Raw genomic sequence first — 20,468 nt, forward strand, 5'->3', positions numbered from 1 at the left:
GTGTTCCGGTTGTCACGCCAGTGGCATCGCCGGGTAGCTATGTACGGACGGGATAACCGCTGAAAGCATCTAAGCGGGAAGCCCCCTTCAAGATGAGATCTCCCCGAGGCCTCGAGCCTCCTGAAGGACCCAGCAAGACCAGCTGGTTGATAGGTCGGATGTGGAAGCGCTGCAAGGCGTTGAGCTAACCGATACTAATTGTCCGTGAGGCTTGACCATATAACACCCAAGTGGTCTGTGACTGACAACAGACGACGGCGGATACGCGAGAGACGATCTCGTCAGCATGATTCGCATTGCCTTTTTCGCCTGACGACCATAGCGTGCGGGAACCACCTGATCCCTTGCCGAACTCAGCAGTGAAACCGCTCAGCGCCGATGGTAGTGTGGGAGTTCCCATGCGAGAGTAGGTCATCGTCAGGCACTTATATCGAAGAAACCCCGAGCCCAAAAGGCTCGGGGTTTTTTCATGTCTGGCCGACAGGCCGCGTGTCGGATCGGGGAGTTCCCATGGAGAGTATCGGAACGCCGACCGAGACATCGTCAGGCACTTACATCGAAGAAACCCCGAGCCCAAAAGGCTCGGGGTTTTTTCATGTCTGGCCGACAGGCGCGTATCGAATCGGGGAGTTCCCGTGGAGAGTATCGGAACGCCGACCGAGACATCGTCAGGCACTTATTCCGAGAAACCCCGAGCCCGAAAGGCTCGGGGTTTTTTCATGTCTGGCGGTCGAGCAAGGCGCCGGCCGAGCCTGGAACGAACCTCGAAAAAACGCCCCGTCCTCTGCGAGAGGGCGGGGCGTTTTGGGTTCGAAGGAAACGATGGATCAGTCGGCGACTTCGTAGAGCTCGATCGGCGTGCCGTCGGGATCGGCCAGGAAGGTGAAGCGCGCGCCGGTGTACTCATCGACGCGAATCGGCTCGGGCGTCGCGCCGCGGGCCTCTAGCAGGGAAACACAGGCGTCGAGGTCGGAGGTGGCGAGTGCCAGGTGGCGCAGCCCGCAGGCCTCGGGATAGCTTGGTCGTGACGGCGGCGAGGGGAAGGAGAACAGCTCGAGCTGAATGCCGCCCGGCAGGCGCAGGTCGAGCTTGTGGCTATCCCGTTCCTCGCGATAGGCCTCGTTGAGGATCTCGGCGTCCATGACCTCGAGGTAGAAGCGTCTGGCGCGGGGGTAGTCGGCGGTGATCAGCGCCACGTGGTGCACGCGGCTCAGGGGCAGTCGTGAGTCGGCCATGGAGGGCTCGTATCGTCGGGAGAGTATCGGTCCGGTGGGGGCGGGCGAGGGGCGTCGAGGGACGCCCCTGACGCTCAAGGCCGGATCAGCGGCAGAGTTCTTCCAGCACCTCGACCAGGCTGTCCATCTCGTCCTCGGTGCCGATGGAGATGCGCAGCCAGCCGTTCAGCGCCTCGGTGTTGAAGTGGCGCACCAGCACGCCGCGCTCGCGCAGGCCGACGAACAGCTGGGCGGCATCCTGCTTGGGGTGATGCACCAGCAGGAAGTTGCTCTGCGACGGCAGCACCTGGAAGCCGAGGCTCTCGAGGCGTGTGCGGGTGCGCTCGCGGGTGGTGATCACCGCCTCGCGGCAGGCGTCGAAGTGCTCGCGATCCTCCAGCGCGGCGACGCCGATGGCGCTCGCCAGGCTGTCGACCGGGTAGGAGTTGAAGGAGTCCTTGACCCGCTCCAGGCCCTCGATCAGCTCGCGTGAGCCCACCGCGTAGCCGAGCCGCAGACCGGCCAGGCTGCGCGACTTGGAGAAGGTGCCGGTGACCAGCAGGTTGGGGAAGCGCTCGATCAGCGGGATGGTGCTCTCGCCGCCGAAGTCCACGTAGGCCTCGTCGACCAGCACCACCGATTCGGTGATGCGCTCGAGCAGCGCGGCGATCGCCTCGCGGGCGTGGCCGTGACCGGTCGGCGCGTTGGGATTGGCGAAGATGGCCCCGCCGGCGTCCGGCGAGAAGGCGTCCAGGTCGACGCGCCAGTCGGCGTCCAGCGGCAGGGTGCGGCGCTCCACGTCGTAGAGCCGGCAGTACACCGGATAGAAGCTGTAGGTGATGGCCGGCATCTCGAGCGGGCGGCCGTTGGCGAAGAAGGCCTGGAAGGCCAGGGCCAGCACCTCGTCAGAGCCGTTGCCGACGAACACCTGGTCGACCTCGACGCCGAACTCCCGGGCCAGCGCCTCGCGCAGGGCGTTCGACTCGGGATCGGGATAGCGGCGCAGATGGTCGGCCGGAAACTCTCGCAGCACCGCCTCGACGCCCGGCGCCGGCGGATAGGGATTCTCGTTGGTATTCAGCTTGATCAGGCGCTCGCGCGGCTGTTCGCCGGGAACATAGGGCGTCAGCTCGCGGACCTTGGGGCTCCAGAACTTGCTCATCGTCACTTCTCGGATCGTGGGGCAATCGGGTCATGGTCGCCCGCTCGCGGCGCCCGCGCAAGCCGGCTCGCCAGGGGCCGCCGCGCATTGGTGGAACGCGGTGGCGTTCGGGCTGTGCGCTGTTCCCACAAGAGGTTATGCTGTGAGGCAGGCTGCCGTGAAAGGCGGCGTCATGCCCATTGGTTAGGAGGACGAATATGCAAATCAGGACGTTGCTGGCCGGTTCCGCGATGCTTGCCCTGCTGGCGGGCTGTGCGGGTGGTCCAGGCGGGCAGGGCACCGAGCCCGGAATGGAGGCGACCCAGAGCACCTACCAGGGCACGCTGCCCTGCCGTAACTGTGAAGGGATCGACCTGAACGTGACCATGATGGGCGATGCCCAGAGCCCTGCCGCGGATCGCACCTTCGACCTGCAGGCCTCCTATCGTGGCCACCCGCAGAACCCGCCGAACGAGAACTATGAAGGTAGCTGGCAGCTGCTCGACGGCACCGCGGACAATCCCGATGCCACCGTCTATGAGCTGACGCCCCAGGGCGAGGGCCAGACCTACTTCTTCCTGCGCCTCGACCCGCAGACCCTGGAACTGATCGACCCCCAGCGTCGCCGTTTCCAGAACAACGAGATGCTGCGCCTGCAGCGCCTGTAAGGCAGCGCAACGCGTAGCAGCGAGGGGCGGCCGACGGGCCGCCCCTCGTCGTTGGGCCCACCGGCCCGCCATTCCAGAGAAACCGTCGTCGGACATCCCATGGCCAAAGCGAAAAGCGCCTTCGTGTGCACCGAATGCGGTGCCGAGTACAGCAAGTGGCAGGGGCAGTGCACCAGCTGCCGCGAGTGGAACACCCTGAGCGAGGTCCGGCTGTCGGCCGCCCGCCCCGGCGCGGGCCATGGCGGCGGTGGCGGCTCGGCGGGGCGGGGCGGCTATGCCGGGGCGATCTCCCGTGAGGTGATCGATCTCGCCAACGTCGACCTCAGCGAGGTGCCGCGGCTGTCCTCGACCTTCGAGGAATTCGACCGGGTGCTGGGCGGCGGCCTGGTGCCGGGCTCGGCGGTGCTGCTGGGCGGCCATCCCGGCGCCGGTAAGTCGACCCTGCTGCTGCAGACCGCCTGCAAGCTGGCCCAGCAGCGCAAGGTGCTCTACGTCACCGGCGAGGAATCGCTGTCCCAGGTGGCGATGCGCGCCCACCGCCTGCAGCTCCCCACCCAGGGCCTGCAGATGCTGGCCGAGACCAGCATCGAGACCATCCTCGGCGTGGCCGAGCGCGAGGGGCCCGATATTCTGATCATCGACTCCATCCAGACCACCCACCTCGAGGACATCTCCTCGGCGCCGGGTGGCGTGGCCCAGGTGCGCGAGTCCGCCGCGGCGCTGACCCGCTTCGCCAAGCAGTCCAGCACCGTGCTGCTGCTGGTCGGCCACGTGACCAAGGACGGCACCCTGGCCGGCCCCAAGGTGCTGGAGCACATGATCGATGCCTCGCTGCTGCTCGAGGGCGGCGCCGACTCGCGCTTCCGCACCCTACGCGGGCAGAAGAACCGCTTCGGCGCGGTCAACGAGCTCGGCGTGTTCGCCATGCTCGAGCACGGCCTCAAGGAGGTGAAGAACCCCAGTGCCATCTTCCTGTCGCGTACCGAGGAGCAGGCGCCCGGCAGCCTGGTGATGGTGGTCTGGGAAGGCACCCGGCCGATCCTGATCGAGGTGCAGGCGCTGCTCGACGACTCGGCGCTGGGCAATCCGCGGCGGGTGGCGGTGGGCGTCGATCAGAATCGCCTGTCCATGCTGCTGGCGGTGCTGCATCGCCACGGTGGATTGTTCACCGGCGACCAGGACGTGTTCCTCAACGTGGTCGGCGGGGTCAAGGTGCTCGAGACCAGCGCCGACCTGGCGGTGCTGCTGGCGGTGGTGTCGAGCCTGCAGAGTCGGCCGCTGCCGCGCGAGCTGGTGGTGTTCGGCGAGGTCGGCCTGTCCGGCGAGATTCGCCCGGTGCCGAGCGGCCAGGAGCGCATCGTCGAGGCCGCCAAGCACGGCTTCCGGCGCGCCATCGTGCCGCGCGGCAACGCGCCCAAGCACTCGCCCGAGGGCATGGAAGTGGTGCCCGTGGACAAGCTGGCCGATGCGCTGGAAGCGCTCTAGGCGCCCACCCCGCGAAGCGTGAAATCGTCGTCCAGCGACGGGGCGGGGGCGCTGTGTTGTAGAATGCCGGGAAACGACGCCAAGGAGACCGTGATGAGTGCCATCCGCCTGACGCAGTACAGCCACGGCGCCGGCTGTGGCTGCAAGATCGCCCCCGACGTCCTCGACGGCATCCTCGCCAAGGCCGGGCCAGGGGCCAGCCACTCGCGGCTGATCGTCGGCAACCAGGGCCGCGAGGACGCCGCCGTCTACGACCTGGGCGACGGCCGCGGCATGATCGCCACCACCGATTTCTTCATGCCGATCGTCGACGATCCCTTCGACTTCGGCCGCATCGCCGCCACCAATGCCATCAGCGACGTCTACGCCATGGGCGGCACGCCGATCATGGCGCTGGGCATCCTCGGCTGGCCGCTCGACAAGCTCGGCGCCGACATCGCCGGCGACGTGGTCGGCGGCGCCCAGGCGGTCTGCCGCGAGCTGGGCCTGGCGCTGGCCGGCGGCCACTCCATCGACGCTCCGGAGCCGATCTTCGGCCTGTCGGTCAACGGCCTGGTCGACCTCGAGCACCTCAAGCTCAACAAGGGCGCCCAGGTCGGCGACCTGCTGTATCTCACCAAGCCGCTGGGCGTGGGCCTGCTGACCACCGCCGAGAAGAAGGGCCTGATCCAGCCCGGCCACCAGGGCCTGGCGCGGCGCACCATGCTTGCCTCCAACCGCATCGGCGCCGAGCTGGCCAAGGTGCCCGGCGTGCACGCCATGACCGACGTCACCGGCTTCGGCCTGGCCGGCCATCTCAGCGAGGTCTGCGAGGCCAGCGGCGTGGCGGCGCGGATCGACTTCCGTCGCCTGCCGCGCCTGGCCGAGGCCGAGTCCTACCGCCGTCAGGGCGCGGTGCCCGGCGGTAGTGCCCGCAACCGCGATGCCCTGGGCAAGGCCCTGCCGGCCATGGACGACGCCCACTGGCAGTGGCTGTGCGACCCGCAGACCTCGGGTGGCCTGCTGCTGTCGGTGCATCCGTCCTGGGAGGACGACGTCGAGCGCGTCGGCCGCCAGTACGGCCTCGAGCTCGAGCCGTTCGGCGAGGTGATCGCCGAGCGCGGCGAGACGCGCATCGAGGTGAAGGGATGAATCTGCCGCTGGTCGAGCCGGACCTCGCGCTGCTGCGCGAGCGTCGGCCCCTGATCGACGTGCGTGCCCCGGTGGAGTTCGCCCAGGGCGCGCTGCCCGGGGCGATCAACCTGCCGCTGATGGACGACGAGGAGCGTCATCTCGTCGGTATCTCCTACAAGCAGCAGGGCCAGCAGGCCGCCATCGAACTGGGCCAGCGGCTGGTCAGCGGCGGCATCAAGGCCGCCCGGGTCGACGCCTGGCGGCGCGAGCTGGAGGCCCATCCCGACGCCATCGTCTACTGCTTCCGCGGCGGGCTGCGCTCCCAGGTCGCCCAGCAGTGGCTGGCCGAGGCCGGCATTACCCGGCCGCGCATCCGCGGCGGCTGGAAGGCCATGCGTCAGGCGCTGTGCGCGCACATCGACGCCGCCGCCGAGCGGCCGATGCTGGTGGTGGGCGGGCTGACCGGCTGCGCCAAGACCTCGCTGATCACCGCCCTGGATCAGGGCCTGGACCTGGAGGGCTGCGCGCGGCACAAGGGCTCGGCCTTCGGCCGTCATCCGCTGCCGGCGCCGTCTCAGATCGACTTCGAGCACGCCATGGGGCTGCGGTTGCTGGAGCTGTCCGGGCCGCTGGTGCTGGAGGACGAGTCGCGCCACATCGGTTCGGCCAACGTGCCGCTGACCTTCTGGCGCGGCATGGAGGCCGCCCCGCGGATTCGCGTCGAGATGCCGCTGGACTGGCGCCTGGCGCAGATCCACAAGGACTACATCGACGATCTGTGGGCGGTCTATCGCCAGCAGTTCGGCGACTGGCTGGGCTGGGCGCTGATGCGCAAGCAGCTCTCCGGCGCGCTGGGCCGGCTCAGGAAGCGCCTCGGCGGCGCCCGGCTGGCGAGGCTGCAGCGCCTGCAGGCGCTGGCCTTCCGCGAGCACGAGCGTGGCAATCGTCAGGCCCACGAGGCCTGGCTGGCGCCGCTGCTCACCGAATACTACGACCCCATGTATCGCCATCAGCTGGAGAAGCACGACGACCAGCGCTTCCTCCACGTGGGCGACTGGGACAGCTGCCTGGCCTTCGCCCGCGATTGGGTCGCCGAGGCGGAATCGGCGCGCCGGCCGAGCGCCACCGCCTCGGCCTGAGGCGAGGAGACAGGGTCAGCGCATCGTGGCGTGCCTGGCCCACCGGGTGAGCACCCGGTCGAGCAGCGGTGCCAGGCGGTCGAAGCGCCGCGTATCGTCGAGCATCGCCTCGCGGTTCTGGCGATAGGGGCTCTCGGCGTCGCCCTCCGGGCGCGGCAGGTGGTCGAGCATGGCGGTGACGCTCTCGGCGGTGGCCTCCAGATGGCACAGCAGCCCCACCACCCGGCCGGCGTCCCAGGCGAAGCCCTGCAGCGGGCTCGCCGCGGTGCCGCCCAGCGGCAGGGCCTCCTCGGGCAGGGCGAAGATCTGGCGATGCCAGGTGAAGGCCTCGAAGCGCTCGGGCAGGTCGAAGGGGCTGGCCTCGGCCAGGGTCACGGTCTGCCAGCCGCTCTCGGCCAGGGTGCCGCGGGACACCGGCGCGCCCAGCGCCTCGGCGATGCGGCGGGCGCCGTGGCCGATGCCGAGCAGCGGCTGGCGGCCATCCAGGATGCGCTCGATCAGCTTGCGCTCGCCGCGATCCCAGGCGGCGGCCGCCTCGCCCTCGGGGGCGTCGAGCACGATCAGCGCCTCGACGTCGCCGGGCCGCGGCGGCAGCTCGCCCTCGTCGAGGTGGAACACGGTGTGGCTGTGGCCCATGCTGTCGAGCCAGTCGCCGATGCGCGCGGGCCCCAGATGGGGGCTGTGCTGAAGCAGGTGGACGTGCATGCGGGCGGCCTCGCCGATATCAGCAGAAAATCAGGAAAGGCAGGGTACATGAACGCGGCCCTCAAGGAACAGATACTGACCGTGCTGGCCGAGATCCCGCCGGGGCGGGTCACCACCTACGGGCGCATCGCCGCCATGACCGAGGGCGGCACGCCCCGGCTGGTGGCCCGGGCGCTGCGCGAGCTGCCCAGCGGCCACGGCCTGCCGTGGTTCCGGGTGATCACCGCCTCGCGCAAGCTGGCCGACCATCCCGGCGCCGACGAGCAGCGCCGGCGGCTGATCGACGAGGGCGTGGCGTTCGATGCGCGGGGAAAGGTATCGCCGGAGCGTATGTGGCCCTGAGCCTCGATACCACGCCGCTGACTCGGCGACAGGCCCCGAAGTGTCGGACCATCGGGGAGGCGCTGTGAACCCTTCCCTGGGCGCTACCGACGCCCTGCTTCGCTCTCGCGTCCTGCTCTGCTTGCAGGGCCGGTGCTGGCCATCCGTGGCCAGCCCGTTCGAAGCAGTGCTTCTCACCCCTGGCGTAGGACCTCCCCTCTGGCCTGTCCCCGACGCGCCGTCCCATCTATTAATGACTCGGACAACAGGGTCTTAAGGAGAATCCATGAGCGGTTTCTTTCAGCGCCTGCAGCGGCTCGAGCCGCGCCGTCAGCAGGCCTTCATGGCGGCGCTGTGCGAGCGGCTGCTGCCCAACTACGCCTTCTACGCCGAGGCCACTGGCCACGGCGACCCCAGGGCGCTGCGGGTCGTGCTCGACCTGGTGTGGGAGCGGCTGGCGGTCAAGGACGCGCGCATCGACTTCGACCGCCAGGCCGAGAAGCTGGCCGAGCTGGAGCCGCCGGCCGAGGACGACAGCTTCGGCGCCCGCCGCGCGCTGGAGGCGGTGGTGGCGATCTCGTCGCTGCTCGATACCCTGCGCGGCGACTCGCCGGAGGCGGTGCTGGAAGTCAGCCGCACGTCCCGCGGCGGCGTGCGCGCCTTCATCGAGCTGACCGAGGGCGAGGAGGACGGCGAACGCCTCGCCGCCATCGTGCGCGAGCATCCGCTGATGGAAGACGAGAACGGCTTCCAGGACGCGGTGCTCGAGGCGGTGGAAGGCGAGCTCGGCCGCGACGGCCTCAAGGCCCTGCGCCGGCTGGGCCGCAACGAGGGCGTCAGCAACCTGGGGCTCGGCGGCGAGGAGTAGTCGCCGACACGCCGGCCACAACGACGAAGGGCCCGCCAGTTGGCGGGCCCTTCGTGTGTCCGAGCGTGCGACCGTTACAGCCGCATCTCGATCCCGTGCTCGGCCATGTACCGCTTGGCCTCGGGGATGGTGTACTCGCCGAAGTGGAAGATGCTGGCCGCCAGCACCGCGTCGGCGCCGCCGTCCTTCACGCCCTCGACCAGGTGGTCGAGGTTGCCCACGCCGCCGGAGGCGATCACCGGCACGCTCACCGCTTCCGAGATGGCGTGGGTCACGCCGATGTCGAAGCCGATCTTGGTGCCGTCGCGGTCCATGCTGGTCAGCAGCAGCTCGCCGGCGCCCAGGTCGACCATCTTCTTCGCCCACTCCACGGCATCGAGCCCGGTGGGGCGGCGGCCGCCGTGAGTGAAGATCTCCCAGCGCGGCGCCTCGCCTTCCGCGGAGACCTTCTTGGCGTCGATGGCCACCACGATGCACTGGCTGCCGAAGCGCTCGGCGGCCTCGTGCACGAACTCGGGGTTGTGCACGGCGGCGGTGTTGATCGACACCTTGTCGGCGCCGGCGTTGAGCATGGTGCGGATGTCATCGCAGGTGCGGATGCCGCCGCCCACGGTCAGCGGGATGAAGACCTCGCCGGCGATGCGCTCGACCATCTCCACCGTGGTGCCGCGATCCTCGTGGCTGGCGGTGATGTCGAGGAAGGTGATCTCGTCGGCGCCCTGCTGGTTGTAGCGCTGGGCGATCTCCACCGGGTCGCCGGCGTCGCGGATGCCGATGAAGTTCACGCCCTTGACCACCCGGCCGGCATCGACGTCCAGGCAGGGGATGATGCGCTTGGCGAGTCCCATGGTGTCAGCTCCCGTCGCGTTGGCCGGTGAGGCGGTCGCACAGTGCCTGGGCGTCGGCCACGTCCAGGCTGCCTTCGTAGATGGCGCGGCCGGTGATGGCGCCGAGGATGCCCGGCTCGCCGGCGGCGATCAGCTCGCGCAGGTCGTCGAGGTTGGTCACGCCGCCGGAGGCGATCACCGGCAGGCCGCCCTCGCGGGCCAGCTCGGCGGTGGCCTCGACGTTGACGCCGCCCATCATGCCGTCGCGGGCGATGTCGGTGTAGACGATCGAGGACACGCCGTCGTCGGCGAAGCGCTTGGCCAGCTCGGTGGCCTTCAGGGTCGAGACCTCGGCCCAGCCGTCGGTGGCGACGAAGCCGTCGCGGGCGTCGAGGCCGACGATCACGTGGCCGGCGAAGGCCTTGCACATCTCGGTGACGAAGGCCGGTTCCTTGACCGCCTTGGTGCCGATGATGACCTGAGACACGCCGGCGTCCAGGTAGTGCTCGATGGTCTCGGCCGAGCGGATGCCGCCGCCGATCTGGATCGGCAGGTTGGGGTAGGCGCGGGCGATGGCGGTGACCGCCTCGCCGTTGACCGGCTCGCCCTCGAAGGCGCCGTTGAGGTCGACCAGGTGCAGGCGGCGGGCGCCGGCCTCGACCCAGCGCGCGGCCATGGCCACGGGATCGTCGCCGTAGGTAGTGGCATCGTCCATCCGGCCCTGCTTGAGGCGAACGCACTTGCCGTCCTTGAGATCGATGGCGGGGATTACCAGCATGTCCAGTCCTCTACGGGCGCTCAGCGGGCGCCCTGGAAAGTTGTCGTAGGCGCGGCAGCGGGCGCCCTTGAAGTTGTCTCAGGCGCGTCAGCGGGCGCCTTGGAAATTGTCGCAGGCGCGGCAGCGGGCGCCCTGTAAATTGTAAGGGGCGCGGCAGCGGGTGCCCTTGAACTGTCGCAGGCGTGGTCGCCGCTCAGGGCGTCCACTGCACGAAGTTTTCCAGCAGCCGCAGGCCGGCCCGGGAGCTCTTCTCCGGGTGGAACTGCACGGCGAAGGTGGCATCGCGGCCGGTGGCCACGTGGGCGGTGACGCGGCCGTAGTCGGTGGTGCCGAACACCTGGGCGTCCTCGCCGGCCTCCACGTAGTAGCTGTGCACGAAGTAGAAGTGCTCCCGGTCGTCGATGCCCTTCCACAGCGGGTGGTCGTGGCGCTGACGCACCAGGTTCCAGCCCATGTGCGGCACCTTCAGGCGATGGTCCATGTCATCGCGCATGTCGGCCGGGAAGCGGCGCACCTGGCCGGTCATGAAGCCCAGGCAGTCGACGCCGCCGTTCTCCTCGCTGCGCTCGTGGAGCATCTGCTGCCCGACGCAGATGCCGAGCAGCGGCTTGGCCTGCTGCGCCAGCAGCTCCTCGACCAGGCCACGCAGCTCGGTGCGCTCGAGTTCGCCCATGCAGTCGCGGATGGCGCCCTGGCCGGGCAGCACCAGGCGCGTGGCGCCCTGGATGCGGCGGGCGTCGCGGGTCACCACCACGTGTTCGTGGGTGACGTGTTCCAGTGCCTTGGCGACGGAATGCAGGTTGCCCATTCCGTAGTCGATGACGGCAATGGTCATGGGACGCTCCTCGTGTCGGTCGGCGGGATCACAGGCTGCCCTTGGTGGACGGCATCTGGCCGGCCATGCGCGGGTCTTCGGCGGCGGCCATGCGCAGCGCCCGGCCGAAGGCCTTGAAGATGGTTTCCGCCTGATGGTGGGCGTTGAAGCCCTTCAGGTTGTCGATGTGCAGGGTGACCTTGGCGTGGTTCACGAAGCCCTGGAAGAACTCCCAGAACAGCTGGGTATCCAGGCGGCCGATGCTGGCGCGGGTGAACTCGACGTCCATGAACAGCCCCGGGCGACCGGAGAAGTCTACCACGACCCGCGACAGCGCCTCGTCGAGCGGCACGTAGGCGTGGCCATAGCGGTAGATGCCGCGCTTGTCGCCGATCGCCAGGTCGAAGGCCTGGCCCAGGGTGATGCCGAGGTCCTCGACGGTGTGGTGATCGTCGATGTGCAGATCGCCCACCGCCTTGATCTCCAGGTCGATCATTCCGTGGCGGGCGACCTGGTCGAGCATGTGGTCGAGGAAGGGCACGCCGGTCTCGCAGACCAGCTGGCCCTTGCCGTCGAGGTTCACGGTGACCGTGATCTGAGTTTCCTTGGTGTCGCGGGTGACCGTGGCGATACGCTCGGACATGTCGGGTCTCCAGCGCCTGGGCGCGTGTCGAAATGGGGGTCGCCGTCGGGGCGGAAAAGACGGGGCGGCCCCGCCGTTGCAAGGCTGCCATTATAGTGAAACGCTACCCCCATCCGCTACAATGCCCCAACCATGCGGCAGGCCGGGCCTGCCTCTTTCAGGGAGATACCTGCATGCCGGTCACGCTACAGCGCGTCGATCAAGCGACCTGGGAAGCGGATGCCCAGGTGCGCAGCGATCTGACCCGCATCTACGCCGATGCCCCCACCGAGCGCCTGCCGGCCCCGCCCGAGCAATTCGTCGACGATCATCTGGCCGCCGAGCGCTTCTTCTTCTGCGCCCGTTTCAATGACCGCCTGCTGGGGGCGCTGGCCGTATCGCCGGATGACCAGGCCTGGTGGCTGTCGCATCTGTGCGTGCGCGAGACCACCCGCCGCCGCGGCGTCGGCTCGCGGCTGCTGGCCCTCACCGGCGAGGCCGCCCACGCCGATGGCCGCCGGCTGCGCGTGCTGTCCTCCCAGCTGCCGATGGCCGACCAGGTGCTGCTGACCCGCATGGGCTACCGGCTGACCCAGGCCGGCGACTACTTCGAAATGGATCTCTCGCCCAAAGGAGCCGGGTAATGAAGCGAATCCTGCGTACCCTGCTGGCCTCCATCGGCGTTCTCGGCCTGGTGCTGGTCGGCGCCGTGGTGTTCATCACCATCTTCTTCGACCCCGACGACCTCAAGCCGCGCCTGGTCGACGTCGTGCGCGAGCACAGCGGCCTGGAGCTGGAGCTCGAGGGCCCGCTGAGCTGGTCCTTCTATCCGCGCCTCGGCGTCGGCGTGGCCACCGCCGAGGCGCGCCTGCCCGGCCAGTCCGCCGAGGACACCCCCTTCGCCGCCTTCGACCACGCCGAGGTCAGCCTGGCCATGGCGCCGCTGCTGCGCGGCGAGATCGCCATCGACGGCCTGACCCTCGACGGCCTCGACCTCGACCTCGAGCGCAACGCCGAGGGCCGCGGCAACTGGGAGGTGCTGACCGAGCGGCTGCGCAACCGCGGCGAACAGGCCGAGTCGGTGCTGGCGCCGGCCAGCGCCGGGCCCAATCCCAGCGCCGATGCCAGCGCCCTGGACGTGGCGCTGAACATCGCCAGCGTGCAGGTGCGCGGCGGCCACATCACCTACCGCGATGCCCAGGCCGGGCGCGACGTCACGTTCTCGGGCGTCGACATCACCGGCACCAACGTCAATCCCGATCGGCCCTTCCCGCTCAGCGCCAGCCTCGAGGTCGCGCTGCGTGACGAGCCGGGCGCCGAAACGCCGAGCCTGGCCAGCGAGCTGAGCCTCGAGACCCAGGTCAGCCTGGGCCTGGCCGAGGGGCGCCACGTGCTTCAGCGGCTGGCGCTGGAGACCCGCACCCGCCTCGACGGCGCCGACGAGGCCCAGCGGCTCGAGCTCGACGCCGACGAGCTGGTGCTCGACCTCTCCGGCGACCGGGTGCGGGTCAACGGCGGCCTGCTGGAAGCCAGCCTGATGGCCGCCCGGCTGGGCGAGCAGCGCCTGCCGCTGTCGCTGGCCTTCCGCCTCGACGCCGATCTGGCCGCCCAGAGCGCCCGGCTGAGCGAGCTGGCGCTGAGCGGCCCCGACGGCCTCGACCTCCAGGGCAACCTGGCGCTGACCGAGCTGGCCGAGGCGCCCGCCTACCAGGGCCAGCTGAACCTCGCCGAGCTCTCGCTGCGGCCCTGGCTCGAGCGCTTCGACGCCCTGCCGGACATGGCCGACGACGCGGCCCTGAGCGAGGTGGCGCTGACCAGCCCCATCGAGGGCGACCTGACGCACGTCACCCTCGACGGCCTGAACCTCAAGCTCGACGGCAGCGGCTTCAACGGCCGCCTGGGAGTCCGCCTCGACGGCACCCGCCTGGAGGCCGACCTGCAGGGCGATCGTCTGAACATGGACGACTACCTGCCGGCCAGCGAGCCTTCCGCCGAGACCGCCGGCGGCCCGAGCCTGCCGGGCGTGGGCCGTGCCCTAGCCCAGGACGAACAGCAGGCGCTGCTGCCCGCCGACTGGCTGGCCGCGCTCTCCCTCGACGCCAAGCTGGGCCTCGACGAGCTGATCCTGATGGGCCAGAGCTTCAGCGACGTCAGCCTGACGCTGGCCGGCGACGACGGCCGCCAGCGGCTGGTGAACTTCGCGTCCGGCCTCCACGAGGGCCGCCTCTCGGCCACCGGCGAGCTGGACGCCCGCGAGACGCCGCTGCGCTGGCAGCTGTCGCCGCGGGTCGAGAACCTGCGCCTGGGCTCGCTGCTGACCTCGCTGGGCGAGGAGCCGGCGCCGCTGGAAGGCCAGCTCAACGCCGAGGGCGAGCTGACGACCCGCGGCAACAGCGTGCCCGAGCTCAAGCGCGCCCTGAACGGCCGGCTCGCCACGCGCCTGGCCGAGGGCCGCCTGCCCGGCGTCAACGTCTCCCAGGAGCTGTGCACCACCACCGCACGCCTGGAAGGCGAGAGCACCAGCCGCGACTGGGCGCCGGACACCCGCTTCCAGCGCGCCGAGGCCAGCTTCCGCATCCGCGACGGCGTGGCCGAGAGCGACGACCTCAGCGTCGCCATCCCCGGCATCGGCCTGGGCGGCGAGGGCAGCTTCGACCTGACCAGCGAGCGCTTCGACCTACGCGCCAACGCCCGCTTCACCGGCGAGGACGTGGACAGCGCCTGCGAGGTCAATCGGCGGCTGGTCGACGTGCCCTTCCCGGTGCGCTGCGAGGGCCAGCTGGGCGGCGACAGCGGCGAGTGGTGCCGCTTCGACCGCGACGCCTTCCGCTCCACGCTGGGCGACCTGCTGCGCGAGGAAGCCTCCCAGCGGGCCAACGACAAGCTGCGCGAGAGCCTCGACGGCGCGATGGAAAAACTCGACGAACGCATCGGCGAGGATTCGCGTCGGGAACTTCGCGACGCCCTTGATGGTCTCTTCAATTGAGCAAGCAATAGCCAGTCCCTGCGCCGACTCTTATAGTCGGCGCTTTTTTTCGTGCCGAGAAAATATCCATGACGGAGACGCCCCCCGCCATCCTGCCTCGCGACACCTTCCAGCAGCGCCTGCTCGAGTGGTTCGACGTCCACGGCCGCCACGACCTGCCCTGGCAGCACGAGCGCACCCCCTACCGGGTGTGGGTCTCGGAGATCATGCTGCAGCAGACCCAGGTCACCACCGTGATTCCCTACTTCGAGCGCTTCATGGAACGCTTCCCCGACGTGCGTTCGCTGGCGGCCGCCGAGCAGGACGAGGTGCTGCATCTATGGACCGGGCTCGGCTACTACGCCCGCGGGCGCAACCTGCACAAGGCCGCCCGGGTAGTCGTAGAAGAACACGACGGCGAGTTCCCGGTGCACAGCCTCGATGCCATGGCCGCGCTGCCCGGCATCGGCCGCTCCACCGCCGGCGCGGTGATCGCCCAGAGCACCGGCCAGCGGGCGGTGATCCTCGACGGCAACGTCAAGCGCGTGCTCACGCGGCTGCACGCCGTGGAAGGCTGGCCCGGCCGGCCCGCGGTGGAGCGCGAGCTGTGGGGCCTCGCCGAGCACTACACGCCCGAGCGCCGGGTGGTCGACTTCACCCAGGCGATGATGGATCTGGGCGCCACCCTGTGCCGGCGCGGCCAGCCCGACTGCGAGCGGTGCCCCTTCCATGACGTGTGCGTGGCCCGGGCCCGCGGCGAGCAGAAGCGCTTTCCCGAGTCCAAGCCCAAGAAGGCCATTCCCACCCGCACCACCACCATGCTGCTGCTGCAGGACGAGGGCGGGCGGGTGCTGCTCGAGCAGCGCCCCTCCAGCGGCCTGTGGGGCGGGCTGTGGAGCCTGCCGCAGTTCGACACCTCACTGGAGCTGCGCGCCTGGCTCGACCACCATGCTCCCGGTGCCAGCCTGGAAGCGCCCTGGGAGGCCTTCACCCACGTGTTCAGCCACTTCCGCCTCGAGATCACCCCGCAGCCGGCCCGGGTGAGCCGCCTCGACGGCGTGGGCGAGGCGCGGCGCTGGTTCGATCCCGCCGAGCCGGACAGCATCGGCCTGGCCGCCCCGGTGAAAGGCTTGCTGGACGCGCTGCGCCCCTTCACCCTGAGCGTCCAGGACGCCCCCCATACTTCCTCATCCCAGGAGCCATGACCGATGAGCCAGACCGTCTTCTGCCGCAAGTATCAGCAAGAACTCGAGGCCCTGCCGTTCCCGCCGCTGCCCGGCAAGAAGGGCCAGGAGATCCAGGCCAGCGTCTCGAAGCAGGCCTGGGAGGAGTGGCAGGCCCTGCAGACCCGCCTGATCAACGAGAAGCACCTCAACATGCTCGAGCCCTCGGCCCGCGAGTACCTGATGGAGCAGCTGGAGCGCTTCCTCGATAACGAGCAGACCGATCAGGCGGAAGGCTACGTGCCGCCCGAAAAGTAGGTGTGACGGGGCCTGCGGCCGTCTTCCAACTTTTTGAATCGAAAAGAGTTGACGACAGCGGGGCATTACGGTTTAATACGCACCGTTGGCGAGGGCCAGATAGCTCAGTCGGTAGAGCAGGGGATTGAAAATCCCCGTGTCGGCGGTTCGATTCCGTCTCTGGCCACCACGTTGGGGTATAGCCAAGCGGTAAGGCACCGGTTTTTGGTATCGGCATGCGCAGGTTCGAATCCTGCTACCCCAGCCACGCCAACATAAGTTTTCGAGAAGCCGTGAACGAAGGTTCACGGTTTTTCTCGCTCAGGAGGGCACGCTCCTCCTGCAGTGGTTGCAAGCGCCGTTGCCGGCATAGCTCAGTTGGTAGAGCAACTGACTTGTAATCAGTAGGTCCCGGGTTCGACTCCTGGTGCCGGCACCATTTGCTTTCACTGTGTTAGCGACATGAGAACCGCCCTCGAAGGCGGTTTTTTTGTGTCTGCACGATGCGTCGCGCAACTATCCCCAGCCCTTCGCCGGCGGCGGGTGTGGATATCCTTCCTTCGGGCAAAAAAACGGCCCGCCAGACGGCGAGCCGGAATCTCGGCATTTCCCAAGCCAGATCCATATCACGTGTCACCTCGTGATAGGGTCATCCTATCCCCGGATTCTTGCAGCCGTGTGACGGCCGACAAGCCTGAGCCGCATCTTGGCACTGTGAAGGCCGTGACGGCGCCTGTGAAGCCGCTGTGGCGGTGCTCACGCCTATCTCTACTATTTCCCTGTCTGTGCCCGTTCGGCCGCGCCACGTTGTCATAGCATCCGGTGAGGGCTAAATTACCTTCAGTCTTGATGCCCGATAGAGCCGACGGGAAGAGTGCTTGCGTCGAGCGTGTCATCACCTGGCTGTGGACAACGACGATAAACCGCGGAGGAGCGGGCCATGGAACAGGCCATGCAGGAACTCACGAACACTGCCGTGACGTTCGCCATCTACGGGGTGCTGTTCATGGCAGCCCTCACCATCCTCAAGATCATCTTCTACCGCTCTTCCCTCGGTAAGCTGCTGGGCTCGGGAAACAGGCGACGACGTGGCAGGCGTCGCCGGAAGACCGAGGATGCCTCCCAGCCACCCAAAGAGCCGGTGGTGAACCCTGAAGCCAAGCGAGAGAAAAGCGATCGGAACTACTCGGAAGAACTGATGGACCAGGGCGATGCCTATATCGCCCGTACCCACCTGATGACCCCCACCGAGCGTGACGTCTTCAAGGTGCTCGAAAAGGCCTATGGGGACAAGTACCACATCTTCTGCCAAGTTCGCGTTGTGGATATCATCCAGCCCAATGCCTCGAAGTATTACGCCAAAAGCAGAGAGTATATGTCGCTTTTCAGGCAGCTTTCGCAATGGCACTTTGATTATGTGCTGTGTCATCGAGAAGGCTTTAAGGTTTTCTGTGCGCTAGAGCTGGATGATCCAAGCCATGAACGGCCAGATCGTATGAAGCGCGACCGTATTATTAACAGGGTTTGCAAAGAGGCTGGTCTAAGGCTCGAAAGAATGGTCGTTGATCACCGGAGCCAAGAAGTTCGACTAGTGGATAAGGCTGAGTCCTGACTCAAGGCGAGTGTTGATAACGAACAACACGGCTTTCACAAATCAGTGCCTGATGGGCTTCTTGCGTTCCGTTGGGGTGTTGCCAGTAAAGCATTTCGCAGCCTTGGCCATCTGAGTTGAGGTTGACCCGGCGAGTGTTTGGCTCGCCAAGTATCGCAATGGCCTTGTGCCTGGACATGCCTTCCAGCAGATAGCCGCCGGCAGATGCCCTTGCCTCAAGATGGGGCTTTAGAGGGTTAGCAAAATGCTCCATCACGATTGCCGAGAGATCCACCGGTGGACGCCTGCTGTCACCACCCATGGTCGAGAGGTTGTCGAGATCCGGCACCTCACTGGCAGCAGAACCAGCATCCGATCCTGTGCAGGGACGATCCTGGTAACGGGTGTCACCCTCGACCTCGCACTTGTAGACCTGGGCATTAGCAGAAAATGGCAGCACGGCCGCGACAAACAGCAGCAAGGCGGGAGCGATCATCCCTGATCTCCAGGCAGACTCTCTAGACCCAAGAAAATCTAGCACAGGCCCCGAAAAGCGGTAGGCCATCATCTGCCCGTATTGGCTTGTTTCCGTCAGCCATAAAAAAGCCCGCCGGGGGTGGCGGGCAATAAGGGACTTACAGGACAGGGAACTCAGTAAGTGTGCTAACTATATCGCCACGACCCGATGCTGCCCATCCAAGAATCTGTATGGCCCCGTTAGGCTGTGGCTATCGGCTCGCCGGGGCCGCCGCGGGGGCAAAAAAATGGCCCGCCACGGGGCGAGCCAAGTGCTGGAAGTTTCCGAAGTCGAGTCACGAAGCCCGTCGTGACGCCATCATCGTAGTCGCGCGTCGTTACCGAACGATGACACGGCCGGGGCCCCTACAAGCTGCTGACCAGGTCGCGCCCGCTGCGCTTGGCGGTGTAGAGGGCGGTGTCGGCGCGCTTGAACAGGTTCGAGAAGGATTCGCCCGCGACGTGCTCGCTGACGCCGCCGCTGACGGTGACGCCGAGGCGCTGGCCGCTCTCGAGCGTGACGCCGCCGGCGCTCACGTGCTCGCGCACCCGCTCCATGGCCGAGGCCGCTTCCGGGGCGCGCGTGCCGCGCATCACCACCACGAACTCCTCGCCGCCGGTGCGTGCCACCGTGTCGCCCTCGCGCAGGCATTCGGACACCCGGCCGCTCAGCCACTGGAGCACGGCGTCGCCGGCGTCGTGGCCATGCCGGTCGTTGACCTGCTTGAAGTGGTCGATGTCGAGCACGGCGAGCGAGAAGGGCTCGTCGCGGGTGTCGTGGGCCTGGATCAGCGTCTCGACGTGCTGGTCCAGATAGGCGCGGTTGGGCAGGCCGGTCAGGTAGTCGCGCAGCGCCTTGTCGGCCATGCGGTCGAGCTCCTGGCGCACCTGCTCGAGCTCGGCCTCGTCGGTGATCACGCGCTCCACCGCGTCGGCGATCAGCCGCACCAGCTCGATCTCCATCTGGTCGAAGGGTTCCTGGCGGGGCTGGGCGCTGGAGAAGTTGAGCGTGCCCCAGATCTCGCCGTTGAGCCGCAGCGGGGCGCCGATGTAGCTCTCCAGGCCGAAGGCCTGATAGCAGGGATGGCCGCTGACGCGCGGATCCTTGCCGGCCTCGGCGGTGTGGTAGACGCCCCCGGCATCCAGCATCAGCCGGCAGTAGGTGTTGCCCAGCTCGAAGGTGTCGTCGGTCGAGATGTCGGCGACGTCGGAGGCGGCCCACTTGACGATGTACTGCTCGTCGATGATGCGGCTGACCAGGCCGATATCCAGCGACAGATAGGCCAGGGCGTCGCGCAGCAGATGGTCGATGATCTCGTCGGTGCCGATGTCGGTGCGGTTCACGCCGCTGTGCACGTCGCGCAGCAGCTGGATCATGGCGCGGTACTCGGAGATGTCCTGGACGATGGCGTAGAAGCCGATCACCTCGCCCTCCAGGAAGTCGGGGATGTAGTGCACCTTGAAGTAGAAGGCGCGGCCATCGGCCAGCGTCAGGTGGTCCTCGAAGGTGACGTCCTCGCCCGCCAGCACCCTGTCCAGGCGCGGCTGGAGCTGCGCGTAGGAGGCGTCGTCCATCACCGTGGCGATCGGCTGGCCGTAGAGCGTCTCGCGGTCGATGCCGATGAAGGTCTCGTAGGCCTGGTTGGTGAGGCGGAAGCGCAGGTCCTGATCGATGTAGGTCACCAGGATCGGCAGCTGATCGGCGAGCCGGCCGACGATGCCCTGGTCGACCTTCAGCGCCGACGTCAGCTTGATGACGAAGCTGCCGTCGGCGAGGCCGTAGTAGCTGCCGGCGCCGTCCTCGAAGCCCCAGGTCTCGCCGGGGCGGATCTCGCGCCGCGCCAGGCTCTCGGCCACGGCGCCGCCGAGCTGGGCGCGGATGTCCTTGAGCTCGCTCAGTGCCATGCCGATCAGCGCTGATGGGTCGCGGGCCAGCAGTGTCCGGGTGTCCCCCAGGGCATCGATGATGCGCTGCTCGCGCGAGATATGCAGATAGGCGGAATGCGAGAGGCTCAGCACCTCTTCCCACCAGGCCGGTTGTGTCACGACGCCCTCTCTCCTTGTCGATACGTCCATCTCAAGCCGCTCACTCTGCCCCTGTCGCAGGCTAACGTCCAATCGGCATTGCCGGGACATGCCCCGGGCGGTGGCCCGTTAACGGCGCCGGTTCGTGGGCGACGCCCCGCACTGCTACCTTCGTTGAGTGCGCGGCCTCACGCGCGCCGCCGCGATACATGAGCT

General features: G+C 68.0%; 20 protein-coding genes, 3 tRNA genes and 2 rRNA genes. 16 read left to right on the plus strand and 9 right to left on the minus strand.

All coding sequences use genetic code 11. The features are described from left to right. A 23S ribosomal RNA gene (locus ACGTNF_RS07065) occupies positions 1 to 219 on the plus strand; the annotation flags it as partial. Positions 220 to 308: 89 nt separating this feature from the next. After that, a 5S ribosomal RNA gene (gene rrf / locus ACGTNF_RS07070) occupies positions 309 to 423 on the plus strand. A gap of 404 nt (positions 424 to 827) precedes the next feature. On the opposite strand, the gene gloA2 is transcribed toward rrf, so the two are convergent. Next, positions 828 to 1,235: an SMU1112c/YaeR family gloxylase I-like metalloprotein gene (gene gloA2 / locus ACGTNF_RS07075; RefSeq protein WP_394601086.1), complete on the minus strand. Its 408-nt coding sequence runs from the start codon at positions 1,233 to 1,235 to the stop codon at positions 828 to 830. 85 nt (positions 1,236 to 1,320) lie between these two features. After that, positions 1,321 to 2,376, minus strand: a complete 1,056-nt coding sequence (gene hisC / locus ACGTNF_RS07080; RefSeq protein WP_394601087.1) for a histidinol-phosphate transaminase — start codon at positions 2,374 to 2,376, stop codon at positions 1,321 to 1,323. Positions 2,377 to 2,573: 197 nt separating this feature from the next. On the opposite strand from hisC, the gene ACGTNF_RS07085 reads away from it, so the two are divergent. The 4 genes from ACGTNF_RS07085 to mnmH all read left to right on the plus strand — a co-directional run bounded on the left by ACGTNF_RS07085 (position 2,574) and on the right by mnmH (position 6,760). Further along, on the plus strand, positions 2,574 to 3,023 hold the full coding sequence (locus tag ACGTNF_RS07085; protein WP_394601088.1) for a copper resistance protein NlpE N-terminal domain-containing protein: 450 nt from the start codon (positions 2,574 to 2,576) through the stop codon (positions 3,021 to 3,023). 99 nt (positions 3,024 to 3,122) lie between these two features. Next, on the plus strand, positions 3,123 to 4,508 hold the full coding sequence (gene radA / locus ACGTNF_RS07090) for a DNA repair protein RadA (protein WP_394601089.1): 1,386 nt from the start codon (positions 3,123 to 3,125) through the stop codon (positions 4,506 to 4,508). Positions 4,509 to 4,598: 90 nt separating this feature from the next. Continuing rightward, a complete protein-coding gene (selD, locus tag ACGTNF_RS07095; RefSeq protein WP_394601090.1) occupies positions 4,599 to 5,639 on the plus strand; it encodes a selenide, water dikinase SelD in 1,041 nt (346 codons plus the stop codon). Beyond that, complete coding sequence (gene mnmH / locus ACGTNF_RS07100) at positions 5,636 to 6,760, plus strand: tRNA 2-selenouridine(34) synthase MnmH (RefSeq protein WP_394601091.1); 1,125 nt, start codon at positions 5,636 to 5,638, stop codon at positions 6,758 to 6,760. Before selD ends, mnmH begins: the two co-directional genes overlap by 4 nt. A gap of 15 nt (positions 6,761 to 6,775) precedes the next feature. Here the strand turns inward: mnmH and ACGTNF_RS07105 are convergent, their stop codons facing one another. Then, complete coding sequence (locus ACGTNF_RS07105) at positions 6,776 to 7,465, minus strand: type 1 glutamine amidotransferase (protein ID WP_394601092.1); 690 nt, start codon at positions 7,463 to 7,465, stop codon at positions 6,776 to 6,778. Between the two features lie 48 nt (positions 7,466 to 7,513). On the opposite strand from ACGTNF_RS07105, the gene ACGTNF_RS07110 reads away from it, so the two are divergent. After that, positions 7,514 to 7,807, plus strand: coding sequence for an MGMT family protein (locus ACGTNF_RS07110; RefSeq protein WP_152477892.1), 294 nt, complete (start codon positions 7,514 to 7,516; stop codon positions 7,805 to 7,807). Positions 7,808 to 8,072: 265 nt separating this feature from the next. Then, the gene (locus tag ACGTNF_RS07115; RefSeq protein ID WP_016856599.1) at positions 8,073 to 8,654 is read left to right on the plus strand and encodes a YjaG family protein; all 582 of its coding nucleotides are present in this window, start codon (positions 8,073 to 8,075) and stop codon (positions 8,652 to 8,654) included. A 74-nt stretch (positions 8,655 to 8,728) separates the two neighbouring features. Here the strand turns inward: ACGTNF_RS07115 and hisF are convergent, their stop codons facing one another. The 4 genes from hisF to hisB form a co-directional block, all read right to left on the minus strand. After that, positions 8,729 to 9,502 carry an imidazole glycerol phosphate synthase subunit HisF gene (gene hisF / locus ACGTNF_RS07120; protein ID WP_016856600.1) on the minus strand — a complete coding sequence of 258 codons (774 nt, stop codon included), beginning with the start codon at positions 9,500 to 9,502 and terminating at the stop codon, positions 8,729 to 8,731. 4 nt (positions 9,503 to 9,506) lie between these two features. Then, positions 9,507 to 10,259 carry a 1-(5-phosphoribosyl)-5-[(5-phosphoribosylamino)methylideneamino]imidazole-4-carboxamide isomerase gene (gene hisA, locus ACGTNF_RS07125; protein ID WP_016856601.1) on the minus strand — a complete coding sequence of 251 codons (753 nt, stop codon included), beginning with the start codon at positions 10,257 to 10,259 and terminating at the stop codon, positions 9,507 to 9,509. Between the two features lie 193 nt (positions 10,260 to 10,452). Continuing rightward, entirely contained in the window at positions 10,453 to 11,094 is a 642-nt protein-coding gene (gene hisH, locus ACGTNF_RS07130; protein WP_016856602.1) for an imidazole glycerol phosphate synthase subunit HisH, read from the minus strand. A 28-nt stretch (positions 11,095 to 11,122) separates the two neighbouring features. Then, positions 11,123 to 11,716: an imidazoleglycerol-phosphate dehydratase HisB gene (gene hisB, locus ACGTNF_RS07135; protein ID WP_016856603.1), complete on the minus strand. Its 594-nt coding sequence runs from the start codon at positions 11,714 to 11,716 to the stop codon at positions 11,123 to 11,125. Between the two features lie 173 nt (positions 11,717 to 11,889). Here hisB and ACGTNF_RS07140 point away from each other — a divergent pair, with 173 nt between their 5' ends. The 8 genes from ACGTNF_RS07140 to ACGTNF_RS07175 all read left to right on the plus strand — a co-directional run bounded on the left by ACGTNF_RS07140 (position 11,890) and on the right by ACGTNF_RS07175 (position 17,732). Next, the gene (locus tag ACGTNF_RS07140) at positions 11,890 to 12,339 is read left to right on the plus strand and encodes an acetyl-CoA sensor PanZ family protein (protein ID WP_152477894.1); all 450 of its coding nucleotides are present in this window, start codon (positions 11,890 to 11,892) and stop codon (positions 12,337 to 12,339) included. Further along, a complete protein-coding gene (locus ACGTNF_RS07145; RefSeq protein ID WP_394601093.1) occupies positions 12,339 to 14,681 on the plus strand; it encodes an AsmA family protein in 2,343 nt (780 codons plus the stop codon). Before ACGTNF_RS07140 ends, ACGTNF_RS07145 begins: the two co-directional genes overlap by 1 nt. Positions 14,682 to 14,749: 68 nt before the next feature. Beyond that, the gene (mutY, locus tag ACGTNF_RS07150) at positions 14,750 to 15,865 is read left to right on the plus strand and encodes an A/G-specific adenine glycosylase (RefSeq protein WP_394601094.1); all 1,116 of its coding nucleotides are present in this window, start codon (positions 14,750 to 14,752) and stop codon (positions 15,863 to 15,865) included. Positions 15,866 to 15,868: 3 nt separating this feature from the next. Then, the gene (locus ACGTNF_RS07155; RefSeq protein WP_016856607.1) at positions 15,869 to 16,141 is read left to right on the plus strand and encodes an oxidative damage protection protein; all 273 of its coding nucleotides are present in this window, start codon (positions 15,869 to 15,871) and stop codon (positions 16,139 to 16,141) included. 93 nt (positions 16,142 to 16,234) lie between these two features. After that, positions 16,235 to 16,310 (plus strand) — tRNA-Phe (locus ACGTNF_RS07160). A gap of 3 nt (positions 16,311 to 16,313) precedes the next feature. Continuing rightward, positions 16,314 to 16,388 (plus strand) — tRNA-Gln (locus tag ACGTNF_RS07165). A gap of 95 nt (positions 16,389 to 16,483) precedes the next feature. Further along, positions 16,484 to 16,559: transfer RNA gene (locus tag ACGTNF_RS07170), tRNA-Thr, on the plus strand. Positions 16,560 to 17,060: 501 nt separating this feature from the next. Continuing rightward, positions 17,061 to 17,732, plus strand: a complete 672-nt coding sequence (locus ACGTNF_RS07175; RefSeq protein WP_394601095.1) for a DUF2726 domain-containing protein — start codon at positions 17,061 to 17,063, stop codon at positions 17,730 to 17,732. A 1-nt stretch (position 17,733) separates the two neighbouring features. Here the strand turns inward: ACGTNF_RS07175 and ACGTNF_RS07180 are convergent, their stop codons facing one another. Further along, positions 17,734 to 18,207 carry a hypothetical protein gene (locus ACGTNF_RS07180; protein WP_152477899.1) on the minus strand — a complete coding sequence of 158 codons (474 nt, stop codon included), beginning with the start codon at positions 18,205 to 18,207 and terminating at the stop codon, positions 17,734 to 17,736. Between the two features lie 386 nt (positions 18,208 to 18,593). Next, positions 18,594 to 20,273 carry a sensor domain-containing diguanylate cyclase gene (locus ACGTNF_RS07185; RefSeq protein WP_394601096.1) on the minus strand — a complete coding sequence of 560 codons (1,680 nt, stop codon included), beginning with the start codon at positions 20,271 to 20,273 and terminating at the stop codon, positions 18,594 to 18,596. Positions 20,274 to 20,468: the final 195 nt, after the last annotated feature.

The sequence above is a fragment of the Halomonas sp. B23F22_10 genome (assembly GCF_043496975.1).
Lineage (GTDB): Bacteria > Pseudomonadota > Gammaproteobacteria > Pseudomonadales > Halomonadaceae > Halomonas > Halomonas smyrnensis.

What these genes read in the sequence shown, in the direction of transcription:
- gloA2 (WP_394601086.1), bottom strand. Translation starts at nt 1,235, where the DNA reads ATGGCCGACTCACGACTGCCCCTGAGCCGCGTGCACCACGTGGCGCTG.
- hisC (WP_394601087.1), bottom strand. Translation starts at nt 2,376, where the DNA reads ATGAGCAAGTTCTGGAGCCCCAAGGTCCGCGAGCTGACGCCCTATGTT.
- ACGTNF_RS07110 (WP_152477892.1), top strand. Translation starts at nt 7,514, where the DNA reads ATGAACGCGGCCCTCAAGGAACAGATACTGACCGTGCTGGCCGAGATC.
- mnmH (WP_394601091.1), top strand. Translation starts at nt 5,636, where the DNA reads ATGAATCTGCCGCTGGTCGAGCCGGACCTCGCGCTGCTGCGCGAGCGT.
- mutY (WP_394601094.1), top strand. Translation starts at nt 14,750, where the DNA reads ATGACGGAGACGCCCCCCGCCATCCTGCCTCGCGACACCTTCCAGCAG.
- hisA (WP_016856601.1), bottom strand. Translation starts at nt 10,259, where the DNA reads ATGCTGGTAATCCCCGCCATCGATCTCAAGGACGGCAAGTGCGTTCGC.
- ACGTNF_RS07155 (WP_016856607.1), top strand. Translation starts at nt 15,869, where the DNA reads ATGAGCCAGACCGTCTTCTGCCGCAAGTATCAGCAAGAACTCGAGGCC.
- ACGTNF_RS07145 (WP_394601093.1), top strand. Translation starts at nt 12,339, where the DNA reads ATGAAGCGAATCCTGCGTACCCTGCTGGCCTCCATCGGCGTTCTCGGC.
- ACGTNF_RS07105 (WP_394601092.1), bottom strand. Translation starts at nt 7,465, where the DNA reads ATGCACGTCCACCTGCTTCAGCACAGCCCCCATCTGGGGCCCGCGCGC.
- ACGTNF_RS07180 (WP_152477899.1), bottom strand. Translation starts at nt 18,207, where the DNA reads ATGATCGCTCCCGCCTTGCTGCTGTTTGTCGCGGCCGTGCTGCCATTT.
- ACGTNF_RS07085 (WP_394601088.1), top strand. Translation starts at nt 2,574, where the DNA reads ATGCAAATCAGGACGTTGCTGGCCGGTTCCGCGATGCTTGCCCTGCTG.
- ACGTNF_RS07140 (WP_152477894.1), top strand. Translation starts at nt 11,890, where the DNA reads ATGCCGGTCACGCTACAGCGCGTCGATCAAGCGACCTGGGAAGCGGAT.
- ACGTNF_RS07115 (WP_016856599.1), top strand. Translation starts at nt 8,073, where the DNA reads ATGAGCGGTTTCTTTCAGCGCCTGCAGCGGCTCGAGCCGCGCCGTCAG.
- hisB (WP_016856603.1), bottom strand. Translation starts at nt 11,716, where the DNA reads ATGTCCGAGCGTATCGCCACGGTCACCCGCGACACCAAGGAAACTCAG.
- radA (WP_394601089.1), top strand. Translation starts at nt 3,123, where the DNA reads ATGGCCAAAGCGAAAAGCGCCTTCGTGTGCACCGAATGCGGTGCCGAG.
- hisH (WP_016856602.1), bottom strand. Translation starts at nt 11,094, where the DNA reads ATGACCATTGCCGTCATCGACTACGGAATGGGCAACCTGCATTCCGTC.
- hisF (WP_016856600.1), bottom strand. Translation starts at nt 9,502, where the DNA reads ATGGGACTCGCCAAGCGCATCATCCCCTGCCTGGACGTCGATGCCGGC.
- ACGTNF_RS07175 (WP_394601095.1), top strand. Translation starts at nt 17,061, where the DNA reads ATGGAACAGGCCATGCAGGAACTCACGAACACTGCCGTGACGTTCGCC.